General features: G+C 69.2%; 14 protein-coding genes. 6 read left to right on the forward strand and 8 right to left on the reverse strand.

Annotation, left to right across the window (positions count from 1 at the left end):
- Window positions 1–9 precede the first annotated feature (9 nt).
- Both HV701_RS10405 and HV701_RS10410 read left to right on the forward strand, forming a co-directional pair.
- Window positions 10–3,000, forward strand: a complete 2,991-nt coding sequence (locus tag HV701_RS10405) for a WG repeat-containing protein (protein WP_175132979.1) — start codon at window positions 10–12, stop codon at window positions 2,998–3,000.
- A 2-nt stretch (window positions 3,001–3,002) separates the two neighbouring features.
- On the forward strand, window positions 3,003–5,891 hold the full coding sequence (locus tag HV701_RS10410; RefSeq protein ID WP_175132980.1) for a WG repeat-containing protein: 2,889 nt from the start codon (window positions 3,003–3,005) through the stop codon (window positions 5,889–5,891).
- 53 nt (window positions 5,892–5,944) lie between these two features.
- Here the strand turns inward: HV701_RS10410 and HV701_RS10415 are convergent, their stop codons facing one another.
- Complete coding sequence (locus tag HV701_RS10415; RefSeq protein ID WP_175132981.1) at window positions 5,945–6,805, reverse strand: isocitrate lyase/PEP mutase family protein; 861 nt, start codon at window positions 6,803–6,805, stop codon at window positions 5,945–5,947.
- A gap of 106 nt (window positions 6,806–6,911) precedes the next feature.
- Here HV701_RS10415 and HV701_RS10420 point away from each other — a divergent pair, with 106 nt between their 5' ends.
- Entirely contained in the window at window positions 6,912–7,790 is an 879-nt protein-coding gene (locus tag HV701_RS10420) for a LysR family transcriptional regulator (RefSeq protein ID WP_175132982.1), read from the forward strand.
- A gap of 66 nt (window positions 7,791–7,856) precedes the next feature.
- On the opposite strand, the gene HV701_RS10425 is transcribed toward HV701_RS10420, so the two are convergent.
- From HV701_RS10425 to HV701_RS10440, 4 genes are all read right to left on the reverse strand, one after another.
- Entirely contained in the window at window positions 7,857–8,672 is an 816-nt protein-coding gene (locus HV701_RS10425) for a siderophore-interacting protein (RefSeq protein ID WP_175132983.1), read from the reverse strand.
- Window positions 8,673–8,708: 36 nt separating this feature from the next.
- Window positions 8,709–9,545, reverse strand: coding sequence for a PadR family transcriptional regulator (locus HV701_RS26750; protein WP_254595160.1), 837 nt, complete (start codon window positions 9,543–9,545; stop codon window positions 8,709–8,711).
- A gap of 108 nt (window positions 9,546–9,653) precedes the next feature.
- Window positions 9,654–10,550, reverse strand: a complete 897-nt coding sequence (locus HV701_RS10435) for a DMT family transporter (protein ID WP_175132984.1) — start codon at window positions 10,548–10,550, stop codon at window positions 9,654–9,656.
- A 72-nt stretch (window positions 10,551–10,622) separates the two neighbouring features.
- Entirely contained in the window at window positions 10,623–11,558 is a 936-nt protein-coding gene (locus HV701_RS10440; protein ID WP_236755600.1) for a helix-turn-helix transcriptional regulator, read from the reverse strand.
- Window positions 11,559–11,653: 95 nt separating this feature from the next.
- On the opposite strand from HV701_RS10440, the gene HV701_RS10445 reads away from it, so the two are divergent.
- Complete coding sequence (locus HV701_RS10445; RefSeq protein WP_175132985.1) at window positions 11,654–13,108, forward strand: MFS transporter; 1,455 nt, start codon at window positions 11,654–11,656, stop codon at window positions 13,106–13,108.
- A gap of 20 nt (window positions 13,109–13,128) precedes the next feature.
- On the opposite strand, the gene HV701_RS10450 is transcribed toward HV701_RS10445, so the two are convergent.
- The 3 genes from HV701_RS10450 to HV701_RS10460 all read right to left on the reverse strand — a co-directional run bounded on the left by HV701_RS10450 (window position 13,129) and on the right by HV701_RS10460 (window position 16,445).
- Window positions 13,129–13,896, reverse strand: a complete 768-nt coding sequence (locus HV701_RS10450) for a phytanoyl-CoA dioxygenase family protein (protein WP_175132986.1) — start codon at window positions 13,894–13,896, stop codon at window positions 13,129–13,131.
- 188 nt (window positions 13,897–14,084) lie between these two features.
- The gene (locus HV701_RS10455; protein WP_175132987.1) at window positions 14,085–15,197 is read right to left on the reverse strand and encodes an AI-2E family transporter; all 1,113 of its coding nucleotides are present in this window, start codon (window positions 15,195–15,197) and stop codon (window positions 14,085–14,087) included.
- A gap of 183 nt (window positions 15,198–15,380) precedes the next feature.
- Entirely contained in the window at window positions 15,381–16,445 is a 1,065-nt protein-coding gene (locus HV701_RS10460) for a LysR family transcriptional regulator (RefSeq protein WP_175132988.1), read from the reverse strand.
- 393 nt (window positions 16,446–16,838) lie between these two features.
- On the opposite strand from HV701_RS10460, the gene HV701_RS10465 reads away from it, so the two are divergent.
- Together HV701_RS10465 and HV701_RS10470 are read left to right on the forward strand one after the other, a co-directional pair.
- A complete protein-coding gene (locus HV701_RS10465; protein WP_175132989.1) occupies window positions 16,839–18,029 on the forward strand; it encodes an efflux RND transporter periplasmic adaptor subunit in 1,191 nt (396 codons plus the stop codon).
- Between the two features lie 36 nt (window positions 18,030–18,065).
- Complete coding sequence (locus HV701_RS10470; RefSeq protein WP_175132990.1) at window positions 18,066–21,281, forward strand: efflux RND transporter permease subunit; 3,216 nt, start codon at window positions 18,066–18,068, stop codon at window positions 21,279–21,281.
- Window positions 21,282–21,295: the final 14 nt, after the last annotated feature.

Raw genomic sequence — 21,295 nt, forward strand, 5'->3', positions numbered from 1 at the left:
CGTCGCATCATGAGGGGCGCGTTCCGCTCGCGCGCGCTCTGCCGGCCGGGGCGGCGGCCGCTGGCGCTGGTCGCGGCGCTGGCCAGCCTGAGCCTGGGCTCCGCGCTGGCCAGCGCCGACGAATACGCTGACTGGCAACGCGACTGCGTCGGCCGCACCTATGCGGTCACCCCCGACGTCAGCTGCCAGCGCGGGTATGCCGAAGGCCTGGCCGCCGTGATCACCGGCAAGGCCGACGATGCGGCCGGCACCTGGGGCTACATCGACAAGCAGGGCGGGATGGTCATCGCGCCAGCGTTCCAGGAAGCCGAGTCGTTCCAGAACGGCCTGGCGGCGGTGCGCCAGGGCGACCTGTGGGGCTACATCGACCCGCGTGGCAACTGGGCCATCGAACCGCGCTTCACGCGCGCCTCGGGCTTCAACGCCGCAGGCACCGCGCTGGTCGAGCAGGACGAACGCGACGTGCTGATCGATCGCCAGGGCCAGGTGGTCAAGACCTTCGTGCTGGGCACGCGCTCGTGGGGCTTCCAACGCGGCCAGAAACTCGCGGAAATGGAAGTGCCGCAGCCGCCGCGGTTGTTCAACACCGCGACCGGCCGCGCGCTGACGCTGCCCGCCGATGTGATGATGCTGGCGCCGTCCGACTCCGGCGACCTGCCGGCGCAACGGCGCAGTTCGCGTTATGGCGGCGAGTGGGGCTTGCTGGATGCCGACGGCCGCTGGGCCATCGCGCCGGAGGTGCTGCGCTCGCAGCAAGCGCCGCTGCGCGACGGCGACACGCTGGCCGTGCTGCGCGAGGGCGCCTGGCGCTTCGTGCGGCCCGATGGCACGGCGCTCAACGGCGACGGTTATGAAAATGTGACGCGCGTGGCGCGCGGGCTGTGGCTGGTGAAGCGGCCCAAAGGGCAAGGCCCCGACGCGCTGCTGGACGCACGACTGGAGCCGCTGCATACCTTCTCCCAGCCGTACGTCGGCGTCGAGGCGACCGATGGCTGGAAGGTGTTGAGCGACATCGACGCGGTGATCCTGATCCCGCCCAACGGCAAGCCGCAGGTGGTGCGCGCGGACTTCGGCCGCGTCAGCGTCAGACACGGCCTGGCCTGGCTCAGCGCCCGGCAGCCGGCGGCCGCGGCGGCCATGGCATCGCCCACCGATCCGGCCCCACCGCAGGCCGTAGAGGCGGCCGAAGCCGCCGATGCGCCGCAAGCCGTCGAAGCGGCGACCGACACCGCCGCGGCTGCCGCCGACGCTGCCATGGCCGCCGCCGACGCTGCGGTCAGCGCCGATGCGGGGGGCTACGACACCGAAGCGACCCTGACGCAGATCTATCGCGCCGACGGCACGCCGTTGCTGGACGCCGGCACGGTCGCACGGCTGGCCCAATACCGCGTCACGCCGTTCAGCCCCCGGCGCGACGGCAAGACGCAGGCCGAAGCGCTGCCGCTGGCGTTGCTGCATCCCCACGACTACAGCCAGCCGACCGGCATCCTGACGCGTTCGGGCAAGATCGTCACCAACCCGGAATGGGACGACATGAGCAGCTATGACGCCAGCGCCCCCCTGCTGGTGCAGACCCGCAAGCGCACCGTCGGCGCCATTGATGCCGAGGGCAACTGGATCCTGCCGCCCAGGTTCGCCAGCATCGGCGGCTTCAAGGGCGCTTACGCGTGGGCCCGCATGCCCGACACGGACCGCAATGCCGCCGTGCTGATCGATACCCGCGGCAATCCGCAGAAGCTGCCGGCGCGCATCGAGGTCAACGGCGACAAGCTCGACGGCGATCTGCTCTACTTCTATGCGCTGGACGGACGCCGCGACCGCCGCTGGGGCCTGTGGAACATCCGCAGCGCCCGCGAGGCCGTCAAGCCGACACTCGAACGCATCGAAGATTTCACCGACGACTGGGCCAAGGCGCAGGATCAGGGCCTTTGGGGCGTCATCGACCGCCACGGCAAATGGGTGGTCGCCGCCACCTACTCCAGCAGCTATGAACTCGATTACCTGGGGAACGGCTATTTGCTGGCGCGGGAACCGAAGCGCGAGGATGACACCGGCTACGGCGACGACTATCGCCTGATCGACCTGCGCACCGGCAAGCGCAGCGTGGTGCTGCACGACCGTCCGCAGGACCTCAAGCGCGGCCGCTATCTGGCGCAGGGCAAGGACGGCGCCACGCTGCTGTTCGACGCCCAGGGCGGCATGACCCGGCTGTTCGAAGGCGAGCCCGAGCGCAAGGAACCGTTCGGCGACTGGATCTACGTGCAGTACCGTTCGCGCAACGGCGCCATCGACGCCCGGGGCAACTTCAAGGTGCCCGCCACCCAGGGCGAATTCAACCCCTTCTTCGTGCAGCCCGAAGGCCTGGCGCGCGTCTTCGACGGCCAGCGCTACCGGCTGATGGACGAGAACGGCAAGACGCTGCTGGCCGCGCGTGGCGACGGCACGCCGCTGGCTTCGATGAAGCGCGTGGTGTTCCGCGACGGCAAGAATTCGCAAAGCGTGATGACCGATCTGCAAGGCCGCGAAATCACCCGCTTGCAGGGCGAATTCGCGCTGGAGGAACGCAATGCCAGCGAAGGCGTGGTGGTCTATCGCGGCCAGAACGACCGCTATGGCTTCGTCAATGCCGACGGCAAGCGCGTGGTCGGCCCTTACTTCGACCGGCTCGGCCCGTTGCGCGACGGCCTGGCGCTGGCGCGGCGCGAACAACGCAGCGGCAAGCTGCTGGGCTACATCGACCTGACCGGCCGCTACGTCATCGCGCCGGCGTTCGGCTGGGCCGATGACTTCAGCGAAGGCCGCGCCCTGGTGCGCCGCGAGGGGCAGTTGGAATTCATCGACACACGCGGCGCCACCACGGCGCTGTTCGGCCTGATCTGCGGCCAGGTCGTTGTATTCGACGCGCACGGACGGCTGACCTGGCCGCGCGAAACACTGACCTGCCCTGACGCCCGCGACCTCGGACGCGCGCCGCCCCCTGAATCCGCCCAGGCACAATGACCATGACTTCACGCGCGTTTCACGCTACCCGCCTCGCCTGCGCCCTGGCCGCGCTGGGGTGCTCGCTATCCGCCACCGCCCAGTACCGCCATGATGGCATCTCCTGCATCGACGGCCCCATGGACGTGACCGCCGTGCGCGATGCCCGCCATGGCGATGCCGGCCCCGCCGGCTGCATCGGCCCGCTGTCGGAAGACCGCGCCGCGGTGCTGCTGCCCTCCTCGCTCGAAGAGATCGACCGCGTGCCCACCGACGCTTCGCTGCGCCGCCACGCCTGGGGTTTTGTCGACGCCAACGGCAGACTGGCCGTGGCGCCGCAGTTCGAACGGGTCGGCGATTTCCATCATGGCCTGGCCGCGGTGCGCTGGAAAGGCAAGTGGGGCTATATCGACGCCAAGGGCGGGATGGCGGTGCCGCCGCGCTACGACAGCGCTTCGGATTTCGTCGCGGGCGGGCTGGCGGTGGTGACGCAGGACGGCCAGTACCAATTGATCGACCGCGCCGGCAAGGCGGTGGGCGACGCCATCGATGCCAGCGTCGACAGCGTGCGCCTGGGCGAAGGCAAGCCGGCCCGGCTGTCGATCACCTATCGCGAGGAATTCCGCGCCGCCAATGGCGAGCGCCGCTACGCCAAGCCCGGCGTGCAAGTGCTGTCCAGCTACGGCAACGGCCTGTTCATCGGCGTGGACAACCACGGTATGTACGGCCTGCTCGATAGCGACTGGAACTGGCGCGTGCCGCCGCAATACCACGACATCTCGCGGCGCGACGACGACGCCCTGGCGCTTGGCGCCGGCATGGAAGAAGAGGTGCTGATCGACGCTGACGGCAATGTGATTGGCCAGGGCATGCGCTACGAGCGCCTGACCCGCGTGGGCCGGGCCTTCTGGAGCGCCGAGCTGCCACGCGGCAAGGGGTATGCCCTGCTGGATGCCGGCGGACGGCCGCTGGCGACGCTTACGCCGGCCGAGGCGCGCACCTCGGCGATCCATGACGACACGCTGGTGTACGCGTCGGGCGACACACTCAAGGCCTATGTGGCCGGCCGGGCCGAACCGGTGGTGCTGGGCAGCGGCATGCGCGCCGAACAGAACGAAGGCGGCTATCTGCTGTTCCGCAATCCGGCGGGCCAGGTGGCCGGCCTGCTGACGCCCAAGGGCGTGTGGCTGCATGGCGAGAGCGCGCCGCAGTGGCTAGCCGATGTCGGCCGGATGGCGCTGCGCCAGGGCAAGCTGTGGCTGTCCAGCCAGGACGGCCAATTGCTCAACGCCCTGGACGCCGACGGCCGCGCGATCCTGCAGCCCGACGCCCTGGCAGCGGCGCAAGGGGCGCAACTGCGCGACCTGCCGCTGGACGTGCCGGGCGGCCCGCTGGGCCTGCTGGGCCAGGGCTACTGCCACTGCACGGACGGCGGCGCCGGCCTGCTGCTGGCCGACGGCAGCGTTGCCACGCATAAGGACTGGACCGAGATCGTGCCGCTGGACGGGGCGCGCGACGACAACGGCGCCGACGACGAGGCCGGGGCCGCCCCCCTCGGCGCTGGCGACCTGCGCTTTGCCGCGCAGACCGAGGCCGGCGTGCAGTTGCTCGATGGCCGCGGCCAGCCCATGGATCTACCGCTACAGCAGTACATCGGCGCCTTCCATCAGGGCTATGCGCTGATCTACGCCAAGGGCCAGACCCGGCTGATCGACCGGACCGGCAGGATCTATGCGCTGCCGGACTATTTCGAGGCCGAGGTGGTGGCGCCCGGACGGGTGCGCTATCTGAAGACCGCGGCCGAGGGCGACCCGTGGGGCCTGTACGATTTCATCGCCGGCAAGGAAGTGTCGCCGCCAGCCTTCCAGCACATCGGCCGATTCCAGCATGGCCAGGCCGCCGCCTCGCTCGGCGCCGGCAAGGCCGGCGTGATCGATCCGCAGGGCCAGTGGGTGGTGCCACCCCGCCACCACGCCGTCGAGCGGGTCAGCGACAAGCTGTGGCGGGTGCTGCAAGCCGGGCCGCAAGCGGACGATTACCGCCGGCCGGCCGCGCTGGTCAATCGTGACGGGCGCGTCCTGACCGCCTTCCAGCCGGCGCTGGAGGTGTCGCGCGAGGCCAATGGCAGCTACATTGCCTACAGCGAAAAGCAGCGCTGGCTGATCGCGCCCGACGCCTCCGGCACGCTCGACCTGGAAGACGCCCAATACGTCCCGATGGGCGACTGGCTGGCGATCCGCCGCGCCGACCGGCACGGCTACGTTGACAGCCAGGGCCGCTGGCAAGTCGCGCCCGGCCCGGTGGCGGGCACGCCCTTCCAGGGCAGGCCGGCGCGCGCGTTGATCAGCGGCGACGGCGGCGCGCGCCTGATCGACGAGCATGGCAAGACCGTCATCAACCTGCCGGCCGGCCAATGGTACTGGCCGGCGGGATCGGCCTGGCTGGTGCGGCATGGCAGCGACGATAACGGCAAACCGATCACCGCCTACGTCGACACCGCCGGCAAGACTCGCCTGACACTGGCCGGCAACGGCACCGCGTTCTCGGAGGGCCAGGCCGCGTTGGTGCTGCCCGATGGCGGCATGCGCGCGATCAACGACAAGGGCGTCGCGTCCGGGCCGACCTTCACCCATCTGGGGCCGCGCCGCAACGGCCTGTCGGTCGCCGCCGTCGGCGATTACTTCGGCTACGCCGATGGCCAGGGCCGCATGGCGGTTGCGCCCGCCTATCTGTGGGCCTCGGACTACGCCAACCAGCGCGCGGTGGTGTCGACGCGCGCGCAGTCGATGATCCTGGACGAACGCGGCGCGATGGTGGCGCGCGTCACGCTGGTGTGCGGCATCCGCACGCTCTACGGCGCCTACAACCAGCGCCTGTGGCCGCTGTCGATGCCGCAGCGCTGCCGCCAGTGACGCCGCGCGGGCGGCGCGCGCCGCGCTCGCCCGCGTCCGCAATGGCTTAGCCCCTACTGCGTGTCCAGCGCCAGGTAGCGGCGCGTCTGCACGATCTCCTCGCGTTCCTTGAAGCTGGTCAGGCGGTCTGCCAGCGCGCTGCTGTCGCCGGTCTCGCGGATCGCCGCCAGCGTGGCCTGCATGGCGTGGATGGCGGCGCGCTGCAGGTCCGACGGAATGATCGCCAGGCGATAGCCCATGGCCGCCAGATCCGGCAGCGGCACCAGCGGCGTCTTGCCGCCATAGAACATGTTGATGAGCTTCAGGCCGGGCAGCCGGTCCGCGATGGCGCGGATCTGTTCCAGCGTTTCCGGGGCCTCGACGAACACCATGTCGGCGCCCGCCCGCAGGTAGTGTTCCGCGCGCGCGATGGCGGCCTCGAAGCCCTCGACCGCGATGGCGTCGGTGCGGGCGATCACCAGCGTGTCGGCATCGGCCAGCGTCTGGCGCGCGATGTGCACCTTGCGGCACATTTCCTGCGTATCGACCAGGCTCTTGTCATCCAGGTGGCCGCAGCGCTTGGGAAACGACTGATCCTCGATATGGAAGGCCGCCACGCCGGCGCGCTCCATGGCGCGCACCGTGCGCTCGACGTTGGCCGAGCCGCCGAAACCGGTGTCGGCGTCGGCCACCACCGGCAGGCCGCTGGCGTCGACGATTTTCTCGACCCGGTCCATGACCTCGGTGAAGCTCAGCAGGCCGATGTCGGGATAACCGGCAGCACGCGCGATCGCGCCGCCGCTGGCGTAGACCGCGTTGAAGCCGGCGGCCGCCACCAGGCGGGCCGACAGGCCGTCATAGGCGCCGGGCGCCACCACGATGTCCTGGGCGAGATGCTGACGCAACCGGGCGCCGGGAGTGAGGGTCTGGGGCATGGGACATTCCTTGGGAAAACGATACGTCGATGCCCGCATCATCCCGCCGCCGAACTAGAATGTCCAATATATGGAAAATTGAATATCAGTACTTTTTGGATATCAAATGGAACTGCGCCATCTGCGTTACTTCGTGGCCACGGCCGAAGCCCAGCACTTCACCCGCGCGGCCGAACAGCTCGGCATGGCGCAACCGCCGCTGTCGCAGCAGATACGGCAACTGGAAGAGGAAGTGGGCACGCCGCTGTTCGACCGGCGCGGACGCGGCGTCAGCCTGAACGATGCCGGCCGCGCTTTCCTGGCGTGCGCGCAGGACATCCTGCAACGCGCGCAGGCGGCGGTGGAAATGGCGCAGCGCGCCGCGCGAGGCGAAGTCGGCGAGCTGTCGCTGGGGTTCACCGAATCGGCCTCGTTCCACCCGGTCGTGACGGAACTGATACGGCTCTACCGGCAGCAATATCCCGACGTGGAAATGACGCTGTCCCAAGACGACAGCGAAACGCTGGTGGCGCGCCTGCGCGCCGGCCTGATCGACGCGGCCTTCGTGCGGCCGCCGTTCGCCATGGACGGCGGTTTGCGCTTCATGCAGTTGACGGAAGAACCCTTGATGGTGGCGCTGCCGCTGAGCCATCGGCTGGCGCGGCGCAAGCGGCTGGCGCCGGCCGACCTGGCGCACGAACGCTTCATCCAGTATTCGCGCAAGTCCGGCTACGGCCTGAGCGCCGACATCATGGCGGCATGCCGCCAGCACGGACTGAACCCGCTGCCCGGCCAGCGCGCGCCGCAGTTATCCTCGGCGGTGAACCTGGTGGCGGCCGGCATGGGCGTGGCGATCGTGCCCGCGTCGCTGCGGCACCTGCGGCCGGACGGCGTGGTGTACCGCCCGTTCGCGCTGGACTGGCCGCGCGCGGTGCTGGGGCTGGCGGTGCGCGAGGACGCGCCCGGCGGGCGCGTGGCCAATCTGCTGGCGCTGGCGCACGCTTAGGCGCCGTGGCCATGGCGGGCCGCTGGCCGGTGCCGCCCTCAAGCCGCCCGTCGCCGCCACGGTGGCTCAGTCGTCGTGCGATTCGTGCACCGCGATGGCCCCGCGCTTCCAGTAGCTGGCCGCGCGGATGCGGCGCTTGTCGATGCCATGCTGCGCCACCATGATTTCACGCACCGCCTTGGCCACCGCGGATTCGGCCGCCACCCAGACATAACCCGCGCCCGCCGGCAGCGTCAGTTCGCGCGCCGCTTCCAGCAGCAGGGTGCTGTAGCCGGCGGCCGTGCCATTGCGATGCAGCCAGCGCACTGAGGCCTGGGCCCGCGTGGTCAGCGGAATCTCGTTGCCGGCACTGGGCACTTCGACCCGCACCAGCGCCTGCGTCGTGGCGGGCAGCTCTTCGAGGCGGCGGGCGATGGCCGGCAGCGCGGTTTCATCGCCGATCAGCACATGCCAGTCGAAGCCCGCAGGCACCACGAACGAGCCGCGCGGGCCGCCGATGCCCAGGCGCTGGCCAACCGTGGCCTGCTCGGCCCAGGTGGCGGCCGGGCCATCGCCGTGCAGCACGAAATCGATGCCCAGTTCCTGGCGCGTGGCGTCGAAGCGGCGCGGGGTGTAGTCGCGCGCCGCCGGGCGCGGCATGCCCTCGGGGAACGTGATGCCGTCGGGGCCGACTTCGGGCAGGGCCGGCGGTTGCGAGGGATCGGCGGGAAAGAACAGCTTCACGTGGTCGTCGAACGACGCGGACACGAAGTCATGCAGATCCTCGCCGGTGAAGGTGATGCGGGCCAACAGGCCCGCGATGCGTTCGACACGCGCCACGGTCAGGATGCGCATCTTGAGCGGATGGCGCACACGTTCGACGGTCAGGTCGGTCTGGGTCATGAAGTCTCCAAAGGGATGGACGGGAAAGGGCCGGGATCAGCCACAGTCCTTGCCCGTGATTTCCTCGGTGGCGCGGCGCAGGATGGCGGCGATGCGGCGCTGCTCGGCCGGCGAGGCGTCGGTGCGTTGCAGCAGCGCGTGACGGATCGCCTGGCGCGCATGCACGAATTCGTCGATCCAGCCGGCGGCGTTTTCATCATCGCCGGCGGCCGCGCGCGGTTCGCCGCTCCAGGCCTGGCGCATCCAGTCCATCTTGCGGGCCACGTGCTTGAGCTTGTTGAACATCACCGACAGGCGCTCGCGATTGGCGTCCAGATGCGCGCGGCCCGGCTCGGCCAGGTGATAGCGCTTCTTGCTGCCTTCCTGCTCGACGGTGGCGTAGCCCAGTTCCTCCAGGTAGGTCAGCGCGGGATACACCATGCCGGGGCTGGGCGTGTAGAAACCGTTGGACATGGCGCCCAGCGCCTTGATCAGTTCGTAGCCATGGCTGGGGTTCTGCTCCAGCAGGCCAAGCAGCATCAACTGCAGGTCGTCGGCGGTGACCTTGCGGCCGCGCGCAAAGTGGCGGCCATCGCCGCCGAAGCCGTCGTCGGCGTCGCCGCCGCGGCCGCCCCACGGGCCGCCGCCGAACCAGCCGCCGCCCCCGGCGTGGCGTCCGTGACGGCCACGGCCGCCCTCGTGCCAGCCGCCGAACGCGAAGTCCGAGCCGTGGCCGCGATGAGCATGGAATGCCGGGTGATCGTGATGACTTTGAGGGCCGTGATCGCCGTCATGGTGTTGATGGGCGTGACGGTCGTGATGATGGCCGTGGCACTCAGGATGGGCGTGGCGGGCGCCACGGGCAAAGGCGGTCAGGAAATGGAAATGGCGCATGAAGGGCCTCGCGGGTGTCTGACGTTTTACTTACGATATATCTTAAGACATAGATCGTACGATACACAGACCGGATTCCAGGCGTCAAGCGCCTTTTTTGGCCCGCCGCTATCCGCGCGCCTTGTCCAACACCCCGGCGGCGATGCCGCCCACGATCAACGCCATCCCCAGCGACAACGGCAGGTCCAGCGGCTCATGCAGCACCGCCGCCGAGCACAGCAGGCCCACCACCGGCACGCCCAGCAGGCCGATCGCGGTAACGCCCGCCGGCAGCGACCGGTTCACATTCACCGCCGCCCAGTACGCCACCGCGATGCCGAACACGCCGCCATAACCCAGCAGCCAGGCCAGGTCCGCATGCCACGCCACGCGCGGCGCGCCCTCCGCCGCCCAGGCGACCGCGGCCAGCCCCCCCGACGCCAGCAACGCCTGCCAGAACGCCAGCTCGAACGGCGGCGTGACCCAGCGATGCGCGCGCACGTAGACGATGTTGGCAGCCCAGCACAACGCCGCCAGCAGCACCAGGCCGTTGCCCAACAGGGCATCGTGATTGCCCCAGTCGAAGGACAGCGGATTGAAGATGACCGCCAGCCCCAGCAGGCCGAGCGCAAGCCCCAGTTGCCGTCCGCGCCCGATCGGCTCGCCCAGGAACATGCGCGCGGCCGGGATGACCCACAGCGGCGTGGTGTAGGCCAGCACCACCGAGCGGCCGGCCGGCACGTATTGCAGGCCCAGGCTGACCAGCGCGGCGAACGCGCCCATGTGCAGCAGGCCCACGCTCAGAATCACCGGCAGGTCGGCCTTGACCGGCCGGGCCACCCGCCGCAGCGCCAGGCCCAGCAACAGCAATGCGGCGGCGCCGACGACGCTGCGCGCGGCCACCGCCCAGAGCGGCGTCAGGTATTGCAGCAGCAGCTTGCTGACGACCCAGGTGAAGCCCCAGGCCAGCACCACCACGACGAGCAGCGACAAGGCCTTGCGGCGGGACAGGATTTCGGTGGACATGGCGAACGGGGAAGGGGCGAACCGCCCCGACTATAGAAGCGCGCCGCGCCCCGCCGTAGCGCCACGCGGCGCCTATTCCCTGGAGCCACGCGCGCCCGCGCGCGGCTTGCGCGCCAGCCAGCGCGCAAAGGCCGCGGCCAGCGGTTCATCCGGCGCCGGCGCGTAGACCACCAGGCGCAGATGGCGGCTTTCATCGACCGACAGGGTGGCATGCTCGAACGCCACCTCGCCCAGCGCCGGCAGGCGCAGGCTGCGCACGCCCATGCAGGCGCCATGCACGTCGTGCTCGCGCCACCACGCCTTGAATTCGGGGGCGACGCGTTCGAGTTCATCGACCAGTTCGGTGATGTCCGGCGCGCCCGAGGCCGAGGCGAAATCGCGCCGGAACGTGGACAGCATGGCCGGCGCCTGCGCCGGCCAATCGACGAACAAATCCCGCATCGCCGGCGCCACGAACAGCATCCACAGCAAGTTGCGCCGTCCGGCCGGTTGCGCGCCGAAGCCGAACACGCGTTCGGCGGCGGCGTTCCACGCCACCACGTCCCAGCGCAGGTTGAGGACATAAGCGGGGCGCGCGGGCAGGTCGTCCATCAGGCGCCGCACCTGCGGCGGCACGGTGCACCAGGTGCGGCCCGGCTCGGCCGGCGGGCGTTGGTGCGCCAGCAGGTACAGGTGGCGCCGTTCGGCCGCGTCCAGCTTCAGCACCCGCGCCAGGTTCTCCAGGAAAGTGGCCGACACGCTGATGTTGCGGCCCTGCTCGAACCAGGTGTACCAGGCCAGGCCCACGCCGGCCAGCGCCGCCACTTCCTCGCGCCGCAGCCCGGGCGTGCGGCGGCGGCCGCCGGCCGGCAGGCCCAACGCGGCGGGGCTCAGACGCTCGCGGCGCAGGCGCAGGAATTCGGCGAGGTCGGCGCGGGTGCGATCCAGGCGCTGGGCGCCTGTCTCGGCGTCGGGACGCGCGGGTGGCAGGGGCGCGGCGGCCGGGTCACGCAGGGCAGGACGGGGCATGGACTATTGCCTTCAGTAATAGCATAAACAGCTAAATTGTATGAGGCTCGAACAGCCCACAGAATAGCGCCGATTCCCACTCTGAAGGCCTGTTCATGCCCTCCGCCACCCTGCCCTCGCCCCGCCCCGATGCCTGCGCCAAACCCGCCAAGCCCGCCACCCCCGGCCGGCTCGGCCTGGCCGTGCTGCTGTCCGGCGGCTTCATCACGATCTTCGACCTGTTCGTGGTCAACGTCGCCATCCCCAGCATGCAGCGCACGCTGTCGGCCAGCTTCGCGCAGATCAACTTCATCATCGTCGCCTACGAACTGGCCTATGGCGTGCTGCTGATCGCCGGCAGCCGGCTGGGCGACCGCCATGGCCGCCGGCGCCTGTTCATGCTGGGCATGGCCGGTTTCGCGCTGGCCTCGGCGCTATGTGGACTGGCGCCCGACGCCAACACGCTGATCGGCGCGCGCGTGCTGCAGGGCGTGGCGGCGGCCATGCTGTTCCCGCAGGTCTACGCGCTGATCCGCGTCAGCTACGACGGCCACGCGCGGCGGCGCGCCTTCGGCCTGCTCGGCATGACGCTGGGGCTGGCGGCCATTGCCGGCCAGGTGCTGGGCGGCTGGATCGTGCATGCCGACCTGTTCGGCCTGGCGTGGCGCACGATCTTCCTGGTGAACGTGCCGCTCGGCGTGCTGGCCTGGCGGCTGGCGCGCCACATCCCCGAATCGCGCGACGCCGCCGGCGCGCCGATGGACTGGGGCGGCTCGGCGCTGGTCGGGGCGGGGCTGGGGCTGTTGCTGCTGGCGCTGGTCGAAGGGCCGGCGCGCCACTGGCCCGCGTGGACGCTGGCCTGCGGCGCGGCGGCGGTCGCATTGCTGGCGCTGTTCGTGTGGCTGCAACGCCGCGCCGGGGCCGCCGGCCGCGTGCCGCTGATCGACATGGCGCTGCTGGCGCAGCCGCGTTTCGCGGCGGGCTGCCTGCTGGTGACGCTGGTGTTCTCCACCGCCAGTGCGATGTTCCTGTGCTACGCCCTGCTGTTGCAGACCGGGCTGGGCGTGGATGCGCTGACGGCTGGCACGGTGTTCGCGCCGGCCAGCGTGGGCTTCGTGGCCGGGTCGATGGCGGCGCCGCGGCTGGCGGCGCGCTTCGGCACGCGCGCGGTCACCGTGGCCGCGCTGCTGTATGGCGGCGCCACGGCCGCGTTGATGCTGCAAGTGGGAGCGGCCGGCGCCGCGCTCGCGCCGTGGTCGCTGGTGCCCGCGCTGGTCTGGCTGGGCGCGGCGCAAGGCGCGGTCAACACGCCGCTGGTCAATCTGGCCTTGGGACTGGTCGACGACCATCAGGCCGGCATGGCCGCGGGCGTGGTGGCCACCCTGCAGCAGGTGGGCGCGGCGCTGGGCGTGTCAGCCGCCGGCATGCTGTTCAGCGGCACGCTCGATGCCATGGCCGGCGCGGCCCTCGGCGACCGCTACGCCCAGGCTTTCGCCAGCGCGATGCGCTTCAACCTGGCGGCCATCGGCGCCTCGGTGCTGCTGCTGTGGTGGCTGGCCCGGCGCCGCTGATGGCGCCGGCGCGCGCCACGCTAACCGGCCAGCGGTACGCCCGGCTGGCTGGCCGATCGCGTGCCCGGCAGCGGGTGGCAGGACTGCGGATAGTAGGTATGCACCAGCGACAGCTTGACGCGGTCACTGCGGTTTCCCTGGGCCGCGTGCAAGGTGCGGCAATGGAAGAACACCAGATCGCCGGCGCGCAACTCGGGGCAAACGGCGCGCGCGATCCATGCGGCGTTCTCCGGCGCGTCGTCGCGGAAGAACTTCTGCGCATCGAATTGCGCCGGCTGGAAAGCTGCCGCGTGCGAACCGGGAATGAACGACAGCCCGCCGTTGTCCCAGGTTTCATCGCCCAGGGCCAGCCAACAGGACACCAGGTCCGTGTCGGAAAACGACCAGTAGCGGATGTCCTGGTGCCAGCCGGTCAGGCTGCCGTAGGCCGGGTGCTTGGTCATCACGCAGTTGTGATGCACGGTCGACAGCACCGGCGTCTCGCCGAAATAACGGGACAGCGATTGGCCGATGGCCGCATCCGTGGCCCATTGCGCGAACAGCGGGTCGCGGCCATAGGCGCCGAGCAGGCGCCGCACGGTCAGGCCGCCGGCCGCCTCGCGCGACGCAGGCGCGCCGGGATAGCGCAGATCCGCTTCGTATTCGATCGGTGCCACGTGTTCGCGCAGATGGCGCTCGGCCAATGCCCGCAGCGCCGCGACCCGCGCCGGGTCCGCGAACTGGCGCGCGACCACGAAACCCTGCTCGCGCAGGACCGCCAACTCATCTTCTTGCAATGACCGGGACATGCTGAACCTGCCAACCCTCAGACCCCGCGGCGTAAGCTGCAAAGCGTCTGCGCACAGGGCAGGCGCGTGCCGGACGAGGCGCCGGCGGGCGCGGGGAGCGCTAGATTACACCCAAACCCCACGCGGCCGGAACGCAGGCCCGCTTGCCGAGTCAGCAGCGGCGTTGCCGCCCGCGCCCCACGGCCGCGCTAGCCGCCGGCCGCGGTCTTGTTGGACGGCGCCGCGGCCTTGATCCGGGCCGTGTCGCGCTCGACTTCCTCGTGGTGCACCCATTCGCGCCATACGGCCACCAGCAGCGCCATCAGCACAGGGCCGACGAACAGGCCGACGAGGCCCATGGTTTTGACCCCGCCCACCAGCCCGAAAAAGGTCGGCAGGAACGGCAGCTTGACCGGGCCGCCTACCAGGCGCGGCCGCAGCGTCTTGTCGACGATGAACAGCTCGACGCTGCCCCACACCATCAGGGCGATGCCCGCCACCACGTGGCCGGAGCCCACTAGGTACAGCGACACCAGCGTGAACGACAGCGGCGCGCCGCCCGGGATCAGCGCCATGAAGCCGGTGACCACGCCCAGCAGCACCGGCGAGGGCACGCCGGCAACCCAGTAGGCAACGCCCAGCACCAGGCCCTCGCCCAATGCGATCAGGCCCATGCCGGTGACGGTGGAATTGATGGTGGCCGGCACCACGCGCGAAAAGCGCTGCCAGCGCGCCGGCAGGATGCGTTCGCCCAGCACGTCCAGTTGCGCCACCATGCGCATGCCGTCCTTGTAGACGAAGAACAGCGTGATCAGCATGAACAGCACCGTCAGCAGCAGCTGGAACACGTTGCCGGTGGCGGCCAGCACCATGCGGTAGATATTGCCCAGGTGTTCGCCGCTGACGGCCTCGACCAGGGCGCCCAGCGCATGCGGCTGGCCAATGTACGCCTGCCAGTATTCGGAGAGCCGGTCGCCCAGCACCGGCATCGAGGTGATCCAGTTGGGCACCTCTACGCCGTGGCGGTTGGCGGCGATGGCCCAGGCGAAGAACGTGCTGGCTTCCTTGATGGCGTAGGACAGCGCCAGCGACAGCGGCACGATCAGCACCACGATCACCATCAGCAACGCCAGCGAGGCGGCCAGCGCGGTGCGGCCGCCGCAACGCACCACCAGGCGCTGGTACAGCGGCCAACTGGCCAGGCCGATGATCAGCGCGGCCAGCGCGGGCACCAGGAAACCGCTCAGGAAGTACACCCCCGCCAGCAGGACGAGCAGCAAAAGCCAACGGGCGATCAGATAAGCGGGGAGTACAGGCTGCATAGCGCGGATCGACAGAGAATGCGTTGAGGCTTTGACTGTCGGACTATACAGACGTTTCGAAACACACGAAGGACACCAGCCCTGTATTTACTACGGGGTTTCCCGGTGTTTCGGGATTTTGCCGGCGACTTGCCGGCGTGGCGCGCCCCCGGGGCCCGCCACGCCGGCCGGCACGATTGACGGCTACAAGGCGTATTCGGCGGCCTCTTCGCGCGCGGTGCGGCGGCGCGGCATGGGCTCGTTGGCGGCGGCCACGCCGGCCATGGCCATTTGCCTGGCCTGGCTGACCTGACGCTGCTGGAACACGCCGCAGCTGGCGGCGGCCGGATCGGTTTCGTCGCGGCCGCTGAGCAGCGGGCAGCTGGCGAACAGTTCCGCCGCCCAGTCGGCGAAGGCGCGCACCTTGGGCGAGAGCGGGCGGCTTTGCGGATACAGCACCGAGATCGCGGTGGCGCTGGGCTTCCATTGCGGCAGCACTTCGATCAGTTCCCCCGACTGCAGATAGGGCAGCGCCATGTAGCGCGGCGCCTGGATCAGGCCGAAACCCTTCAGGCCGCAATCCAGATAGGCGCCGGCTTCGTTCACCGCCACGGTGCCGCGCATGTCCACTTCCTGGTGCTTGCCGTCGATCTTGAAGTCCCAGGCGCAGTTGCGGCCGGTGCGGCTCGAAAAATAATGCACCGCGTGGTGATTGCGCAGTTCTTCGATGGTCTGCGGCATGCCATGGCGCGCGACGTAGGTCGGCGAGGCGCAGGTCACGGTCTGCAGCGTGCCGATGCGGCGCGCCACCAGGCCGGAGTCTTCCAGGTCGCCGGCGCGGATGACGCAGTCGACGGCCTCCTGCACCATATCCACGGGACGGTCGCCCATCCCCAGCACCAGCTCGACATCGGGATACTTGTCGTGGAAATCACACAATGAGGGGATCAGGATCAAGCGGCCGATACAGGTCGGCACGTCGATGCGCAGCCGGCCCTTCAGGCGCAGCGCCGCTTCCTGGAAGCAGGCCTCGGTTTCCTCGACATCGGCCAGGATGCGCACGCAATGCTGGTAGTAGCCGGCGCCGTCGGGCGTCAGGCCGATGCGGCGGGTGGTGCGGTTGAGCAGGCGCACGCCCAGCAGGCGTTCGAGATTCTGGATGATGGTGGTGACGGTGGTGCGCGGAAGCGAGAGGCTGCGGGCCGCCCGGGTGAAGCTATTGGCATCCACGACGCGCACAAACACCTGCATAGCCTGAAAACGGTCCATGGCGACGGTGTCCTTTTAGGGCAATTGGGTCGGGGTGTACGGAGCATAACCCGAATTCGGCCTGGATTAGACAATTCTGTCGAACCGTGTTGCCGAGATAGACAGGTTTATCCGCGCGGGCAAAACATTCAGAATGCAAACCATCTTGAAGTGCCCGTGCCGCCCGGCGCCATCCCAGGGCCTGTCAATCCTCAGATTCCGATCCCGGCAGAATCCGTCCCCAAAAAGACGGATTTCACCAGGGAAGGGTAATCACCCCGCATGTTGCACTGCAATATGACATCGGTGTTTCAGGACTGACAGCCCCGCCGCGATGCCCGCCCCCGCCGCCCTCCCGCCCCCTCGCGGTCCTGGCCAGCGCGCTTCACCCCGACACCAACCTCAAGGAACATCATGGTTTCGCGTAATCGTATTGCTGTGCTCGTCGTCTTCGCGGCCGTCATCGCGGCCGGCGGTAGCTACGCCCTGCTTCGCGCCCCCGCGGGCGCCAATGCGGCCCAGGCGCAGAGCGCGCCCGCCGCGCCTCCGGTCGAAGTGGCGGAAGTGGTCAGCAAGACCATCGTCGACTGGCAGCGCTATTCCGGCCGGCTGGAGGCCATTGACCGGGTGGATATCCGCCCGCTGGTCTCCGGCACCCTGACCGCCGTGCATTTCAAGGACGGCAGCATCGTCAAGAAAGGCGACGTCCTCTTCACCATCGACCCGCGCCCCTATGCCGCCGAAGTCGACCGCGCCGCCGCCGCGCTGACCGCCGCCAAGGCCCGCGCCTCGTACACGGCCACCGAACTGGCGCGTGGCAAGCGCCTGCTGGCCGACAACGCCATCGCGCGCCGCGATTTCGAGGAAAAGCAGAACGCCGCCCGCGAGGCCGCGGCCAATCTGCAGGGCGCGCAGGCCGCGCTCGACTACGCCAAGCTCAACCTGGGCTATACCCGCATCGAAGCGCCGGTCACCGGCCGCGTGTCGCGCGCCGAAGTCACGGTCGGCAACGTGGTCGCCGCCGGCGCCGCCTCGGTGCCGCTGACCACGCTGGTGTCGGTCTCGAAGATGTACGCCTCGTTCGACGTCGACGAACAGACCTTCCTGAAGTACGTGAACCCCGCCCGCAACGACAAGGCCGGCTCGGTGCCGGTCGAACTGGGCCTGGCCAACGAGGAAGGCTATTCGCGCACCGGCTTCGTGCAATCGGTGGACAACCGCCTGGACACCACGTCCGGCACCATCCGCGTGCGCGCCGAGTTCGACAACGCCGACGGCACCCTGCTGCCCGGCCTGTACGCCCGCATCCGCCTGGGCGGCAGCGAACCGCGCAGCGCCGTGCTGATCGACGAAAAGGCCATCGGCACCGACCAGGACAAGCGCTACGTGCTGGTGCTGGACGACAAGAATCACGCCAACTACCGCCAGGTCAAGCTGGGCGCCAACCAGGAAGGCCTGCGGGTGGTGGACGCCGGCCTGGCCGCCGGCGAACGCATCGTGGTCAATGGACTGCAGCGCGTGCGCCCCGGCGATGCCGTAAGCCCGACCGTGGTGCCCATGGTCGCGGCGCAACGCAACCCGGTCAAGACCGCGGCCGTCAACTAAGCCGCCGGTGAACCGCAAAGCAGAACGAGAACGTTCATGAATATCTCGAAATTCTTCATCGACCGGCCGATCTTTGCCGGGGTCTTGTCCGTGCTGGTGTTGCTGGGCGGCCTGCTGGCCATGTTCCAGCTGCCGATCTCGGAATACCCGGAAGTGGTGCCGCCCTCGGTGGTGGTGCGCGCACAGTACCCGGGCGCCAACCCCAAGGTCATCGCCGAAACCGTCGCCTCGCCGCTGGAGGAATCCATCAACGGCGTGGAAAACATGCTGTACATGCAGTCGCAGGCCAACAGCGACGGCAACCTGACGCTGACGGTCAACTTCAAGCTGGGCGTGGACCCGGACAAGGCGCAGCAGCTGGTGCAGAACCGCGTGTCGCAGGCGCTGCCGCGCCTGCCGCCGGACGTGCAGCGGCTGGGCGTCACGACCACCAAGAGCTCGCCCACCCTGACGCTGGTGGTGCACCTGATCTCGCCCAATGACCGCTACGACATCACCTACCTGCGCAACTACGCGATCCTGAACATCAAGGACCGCCTGGCGCGCATCACCGGCGTGGGTGAAGTCACGGTGTGGGGCGCGGGCAACTACTCGATGCGCGTGTGGCTCGACCCGCAGAAGGTCGCGCAGCGCGGCATGACGGCCAGCGAAGTGGTGGCCGCCATCCGCGAACAGAACGTGCAGGTCGCCGCCGGCGTGATCGGCGCGTCCCCGACCCAGGGCGACGTGCCGCTGCAGCTGAACGTGAATGCGCGCGGCCGCCTGCAGACCGAAGAGGAATTCCGCGACATCATCCTCAAGACCTCGCCCGACGGCGCCGTGACGCACCTGTCGGACGTGGCCCGCGTGGAACTGGACGCCCAGGAATACGGCCTGCGTTCGCTGCTGGACAACAAGCAGGCGGTGGGCATGGGCATCATGCAATCGCCGGGCGCCAACGCGCTGGACGTGTCCTCGCAGGTGCGCGCCGCCATGACCGAGCTGGCCCAGGACTTCCCGCCGGGCGTGGAATACCGCATCGAATACGACCCGACCCAGTTCGTGCGTTCCAGCATCGAGGCCGTGGTGCACACGCTGCTGGAAGCCATCGCGCTGGTGGTGCTGGTGGTGATCCTGTTCCTGCAGACCTGGCGCGCCTCCATCATCCCGCTGCTGGCGGTGCCGGTGTCGATCGTCGGCACCTTCGGCCTGCTGCTGATGTTCGGCTATTCGATCAACGCGCTTTCCTTGTTCGGGATGGTGCTGGCCATCGGGATCGTGGTCGACGACGCGATCGTGGTGGTGGAAAACGTCGAGCGCAACATCGCCGCGGGCCTGAGTCCGCGCGACGCCACCTATCGCGCCATGCGTGAGGTGAGCGGGCCCATCATCGCCATCGCGCTGACGCTGTGCGCGGTGTTCGTCCCGCTGGCGTTCATGACCGGCCTGACCGGCCAGTTCTACAAACAGTTCGCCATGACCATCGCCATCTCGACGGTGATCTCGGCCTTCAACTCGCTGACGCTGTCGCCGGCCCTGTCGGCCCTGCTGCTCAAGAGCCACCACGACAAGCCGGACTGGCTGACCCGTGGCATGAACCGCGTGTTCGGCCGCTTCTTCAACTGGTTCAACAACATGTTCGGCCGCGCCTCGGAGAACTACGGCGTGGGCGTGTCCGGCGTGATCCGCCGCAAGGCCGGCGCCATGGGCGTCTATGCCGTGCTGGTGGCCGCCACCATCGGCGTGTCGTACCTGGTGCCCGGCGGCTTCGTGCCGGCGCAGGACAAGCAGTACCTGATCGGCTTCACGCAGTTGCCCAACGGCGCCTCGCTGGACCGCACCGAAGACGTGATCCGCCGCATGAGCGACATCGCCCTGAAGGAACCCGGCGTGCAGAGCGCCATCGCCTTCCCGGGCCTGTCGATCAACGGCTTCACCAACAGTTCCAGCGCCGGCATCGTGTTCGTGACCCTCAAGCCGTTCGAAGAACGCAAGGGCGCGGCGCTGTCGGGCAACGCCATCGCGGGTTCGCTGAACCAGAAGTTCAGCGCCATCCAGGATGCCTTCATTGCCGTGTTCCCGCCCCCGCCGGTGCTGGGCCTGGGTACGCTGGGCGGCTTCAAGCTGCAATTGGAAGACCGCGCGGCGCTGGGGTATGCCGAGCTGGACAAGGCCAAGCAGGCCTTCCTGGCCAAGGCCCGCCAGACGCCCGAACTGGGCCCGGCGTTCTCGAGCTATGAGATCAACGTGCCGCAGCTGGACGTCGACCTGGACCGGGTCAAGGCCAAGCAGCTGGGTGTGCCGGTGACGGAAGTGTTCGACACCATGCAGATCTACCTGGGTTCGATGTACGTCAACGACTTCAATCGCTTTGGCCGCGTGTTCCAGGTGCGGGCCCAGGCCGATGCGCCGTACCGCGCCCACGCCGACGACATCCTGCAGCTCAAGACGCGCAATGCCGCTGGCGAGATGGTGCCGCTGTCGTCGCTGGTGACGGTCAAGCAGACCTTCGGCCCGGAAATGGTGGTGCGCTACAACGGCTATACCGCCGCCGACATCAACGGCGGCCCGGCTCCGGGCTACTCGACCAACCAGGCGCAGGCCGCGGCCGAGCGCGTGGCGGCCGAGACCTTGCCGCGCGGCGTGAAGTTCGAGTGGACCGACCTGACCTACCAGCAGATCCTGGCGGGCAACGCCGGCCTGTGGGTGTTCCCGATCAGCGTGCTGCTGGTGTTCCTGGTGCTGGCCGCCTTGTATGAAAGCCTGACCCTGCCGCTGGCCGTGATCCTGATCGTGCCGATGAGCATCCTGGCGGCGCTGACCGGCGTCTACCTGACGGGCAACGACAACAACATCTTCACCCAGATCGGCCTGATGGTGCTGGTGGGGCTGTCGGCCAAGAACGCGATCCTGATCGTGGAATTCGCCCGCGAGCTGGAGATGAACGGCCGCAAGCCGCTGGAAGCCGCGATCGAGGCCAGCCGCCTGCGCCTGCGTCCGATCCTGATGACGTCGATCGCTTTCATCATGGGCGTGGTGCCGCTGGTGCTGTCGTCCGGCGCCGGCTCGGAGATGCGTCACGCCATGGGCGTCGCGGTGTTCTTCGGCATGCTCGGCGTGACCCTGTTCGGCCTGTTCCTGACGCCGGTGTTCTACGTGCTGCTGCGTTCGCTGGGGGGCAAGACGCTGCACTCGGCCGCGCCGCATGAAGCGCCGGTGTGCGTGCCGCACATCGACCCGCACGCGCCGCCCGCCCCGCAGCACAACCCCTGATCCGGCCTGGAAAA

Origin of the sequence: Achromobacter pulmonis (assembly GCF_902859765.1) — a bacterium.
Classification (GTDB): domain Bacteria; phylum Pseudomonadota; class Gammaproteobacteria; order Burkholderiales; family Burkholderiaceae_B; genus Achromobacter; species Achromobacter pulmonis.

Bases quoted from the DNA above. Each gene is read 5' to 3' on its own strand.
- HV701_RS10405 (WP_175132979.1), top strand. From the start codon at position 10: ATGAGGGGCGCGTTCCGCTCGCGCGCGCTCTGCCGGCCGGGGCGGCGG.
- HV701_RS10410 (WP_175132980.1), top strand. From the start codon at position 3,003: ATGACTTCACGCGCGTTTCACGCTACCCGCCTCGCCTGCGCCCTGGCC.
- HV701_RS10415 (WP_175132981.1), bottom strand. From the start codon at position 6,805: ATGCCCCAGACCCTCACTCCCGGCGCCCGGTTGCGTCAGCATCTCGCC.
- HV701_RS10420 (WP_175132982.1), top strand. From the start codon at position 6,912: ATGGAACTGCGCCATCTGCGTTACTTCGTGGCCACGGCCGAAGCCCAG.
- HV701_RS10425 (WP_175132983.1), bottom strand. From the start codon at position 8,672: ATGACCCAGACCGACCTGACCGTCGAACGTGTGCGCCATCCGCTCAAG.
- HV701_RS26750 (WP_254595160.1), bottom strand. From the start codon at position 9,545: ATGCGCCATTTCCATTTCCTGACCGCCTTTGCCCGTGGCGCCCGCCAC.
- HV701_RS10435 (WP_175132984.1), bottom strand. From the start codon at position 10,550: ATGTCCACCGAAATCCTGTCCCGCCGCAAGGCCTTGTCGCTGCTCGTC.
- HV701_RS10440 (WP_236755600.1), bottom strand. From the start codon at position 11,558: ATGCCCCGTCCTGCCCTGCGTGACCCGGCCGCCGCGCCCCTGCCACCC.
- HV701_RS10445 (WP_175132985.1), top strand. From the start codon at position 11,654: ATGCCCTCCGCCACCCTGCCCTCGCCCCGCCCCGATGCCTGCGCCAAA.
- HV701_RS10450 (WP_175132986.1), bottom strand. From the start codon at position 13,896: ATGTCCCGGTCATTGCAAGAAGATGAGTTGGCGGTCCTGCGCGAGCAG.
- HV701_RS10455 (WP_175132987.1), bottom strand. From the start codon at position 15,197: ATGCAGCCTGTACTCCCCGCTTATCTGATCGCCCGTTGGCTTTTGCTG.
- HV701_RS10460 (WP_175132988.1), bottom strand. From the start codon at position 16,445: ATGGACCGTTTTCAGGCTATGCAGGTGTTTGTGCGCGTCGTGGATGCC.
- HV701_RS10465 (WP_175132989.1), top strand. From the start codon at position 16,839: ATGGTTTCGCGTAATCGTATTGCTGTGCTCGTCGTCTTCGCGGCCGTC.
- HV701_RS10470 (WP_175132990.1), top strand. From the start codon at position 18,066: ATGAATATCTCGAAATTCTTCATCGACCGGCCGATCTTTGCCGGGGTC.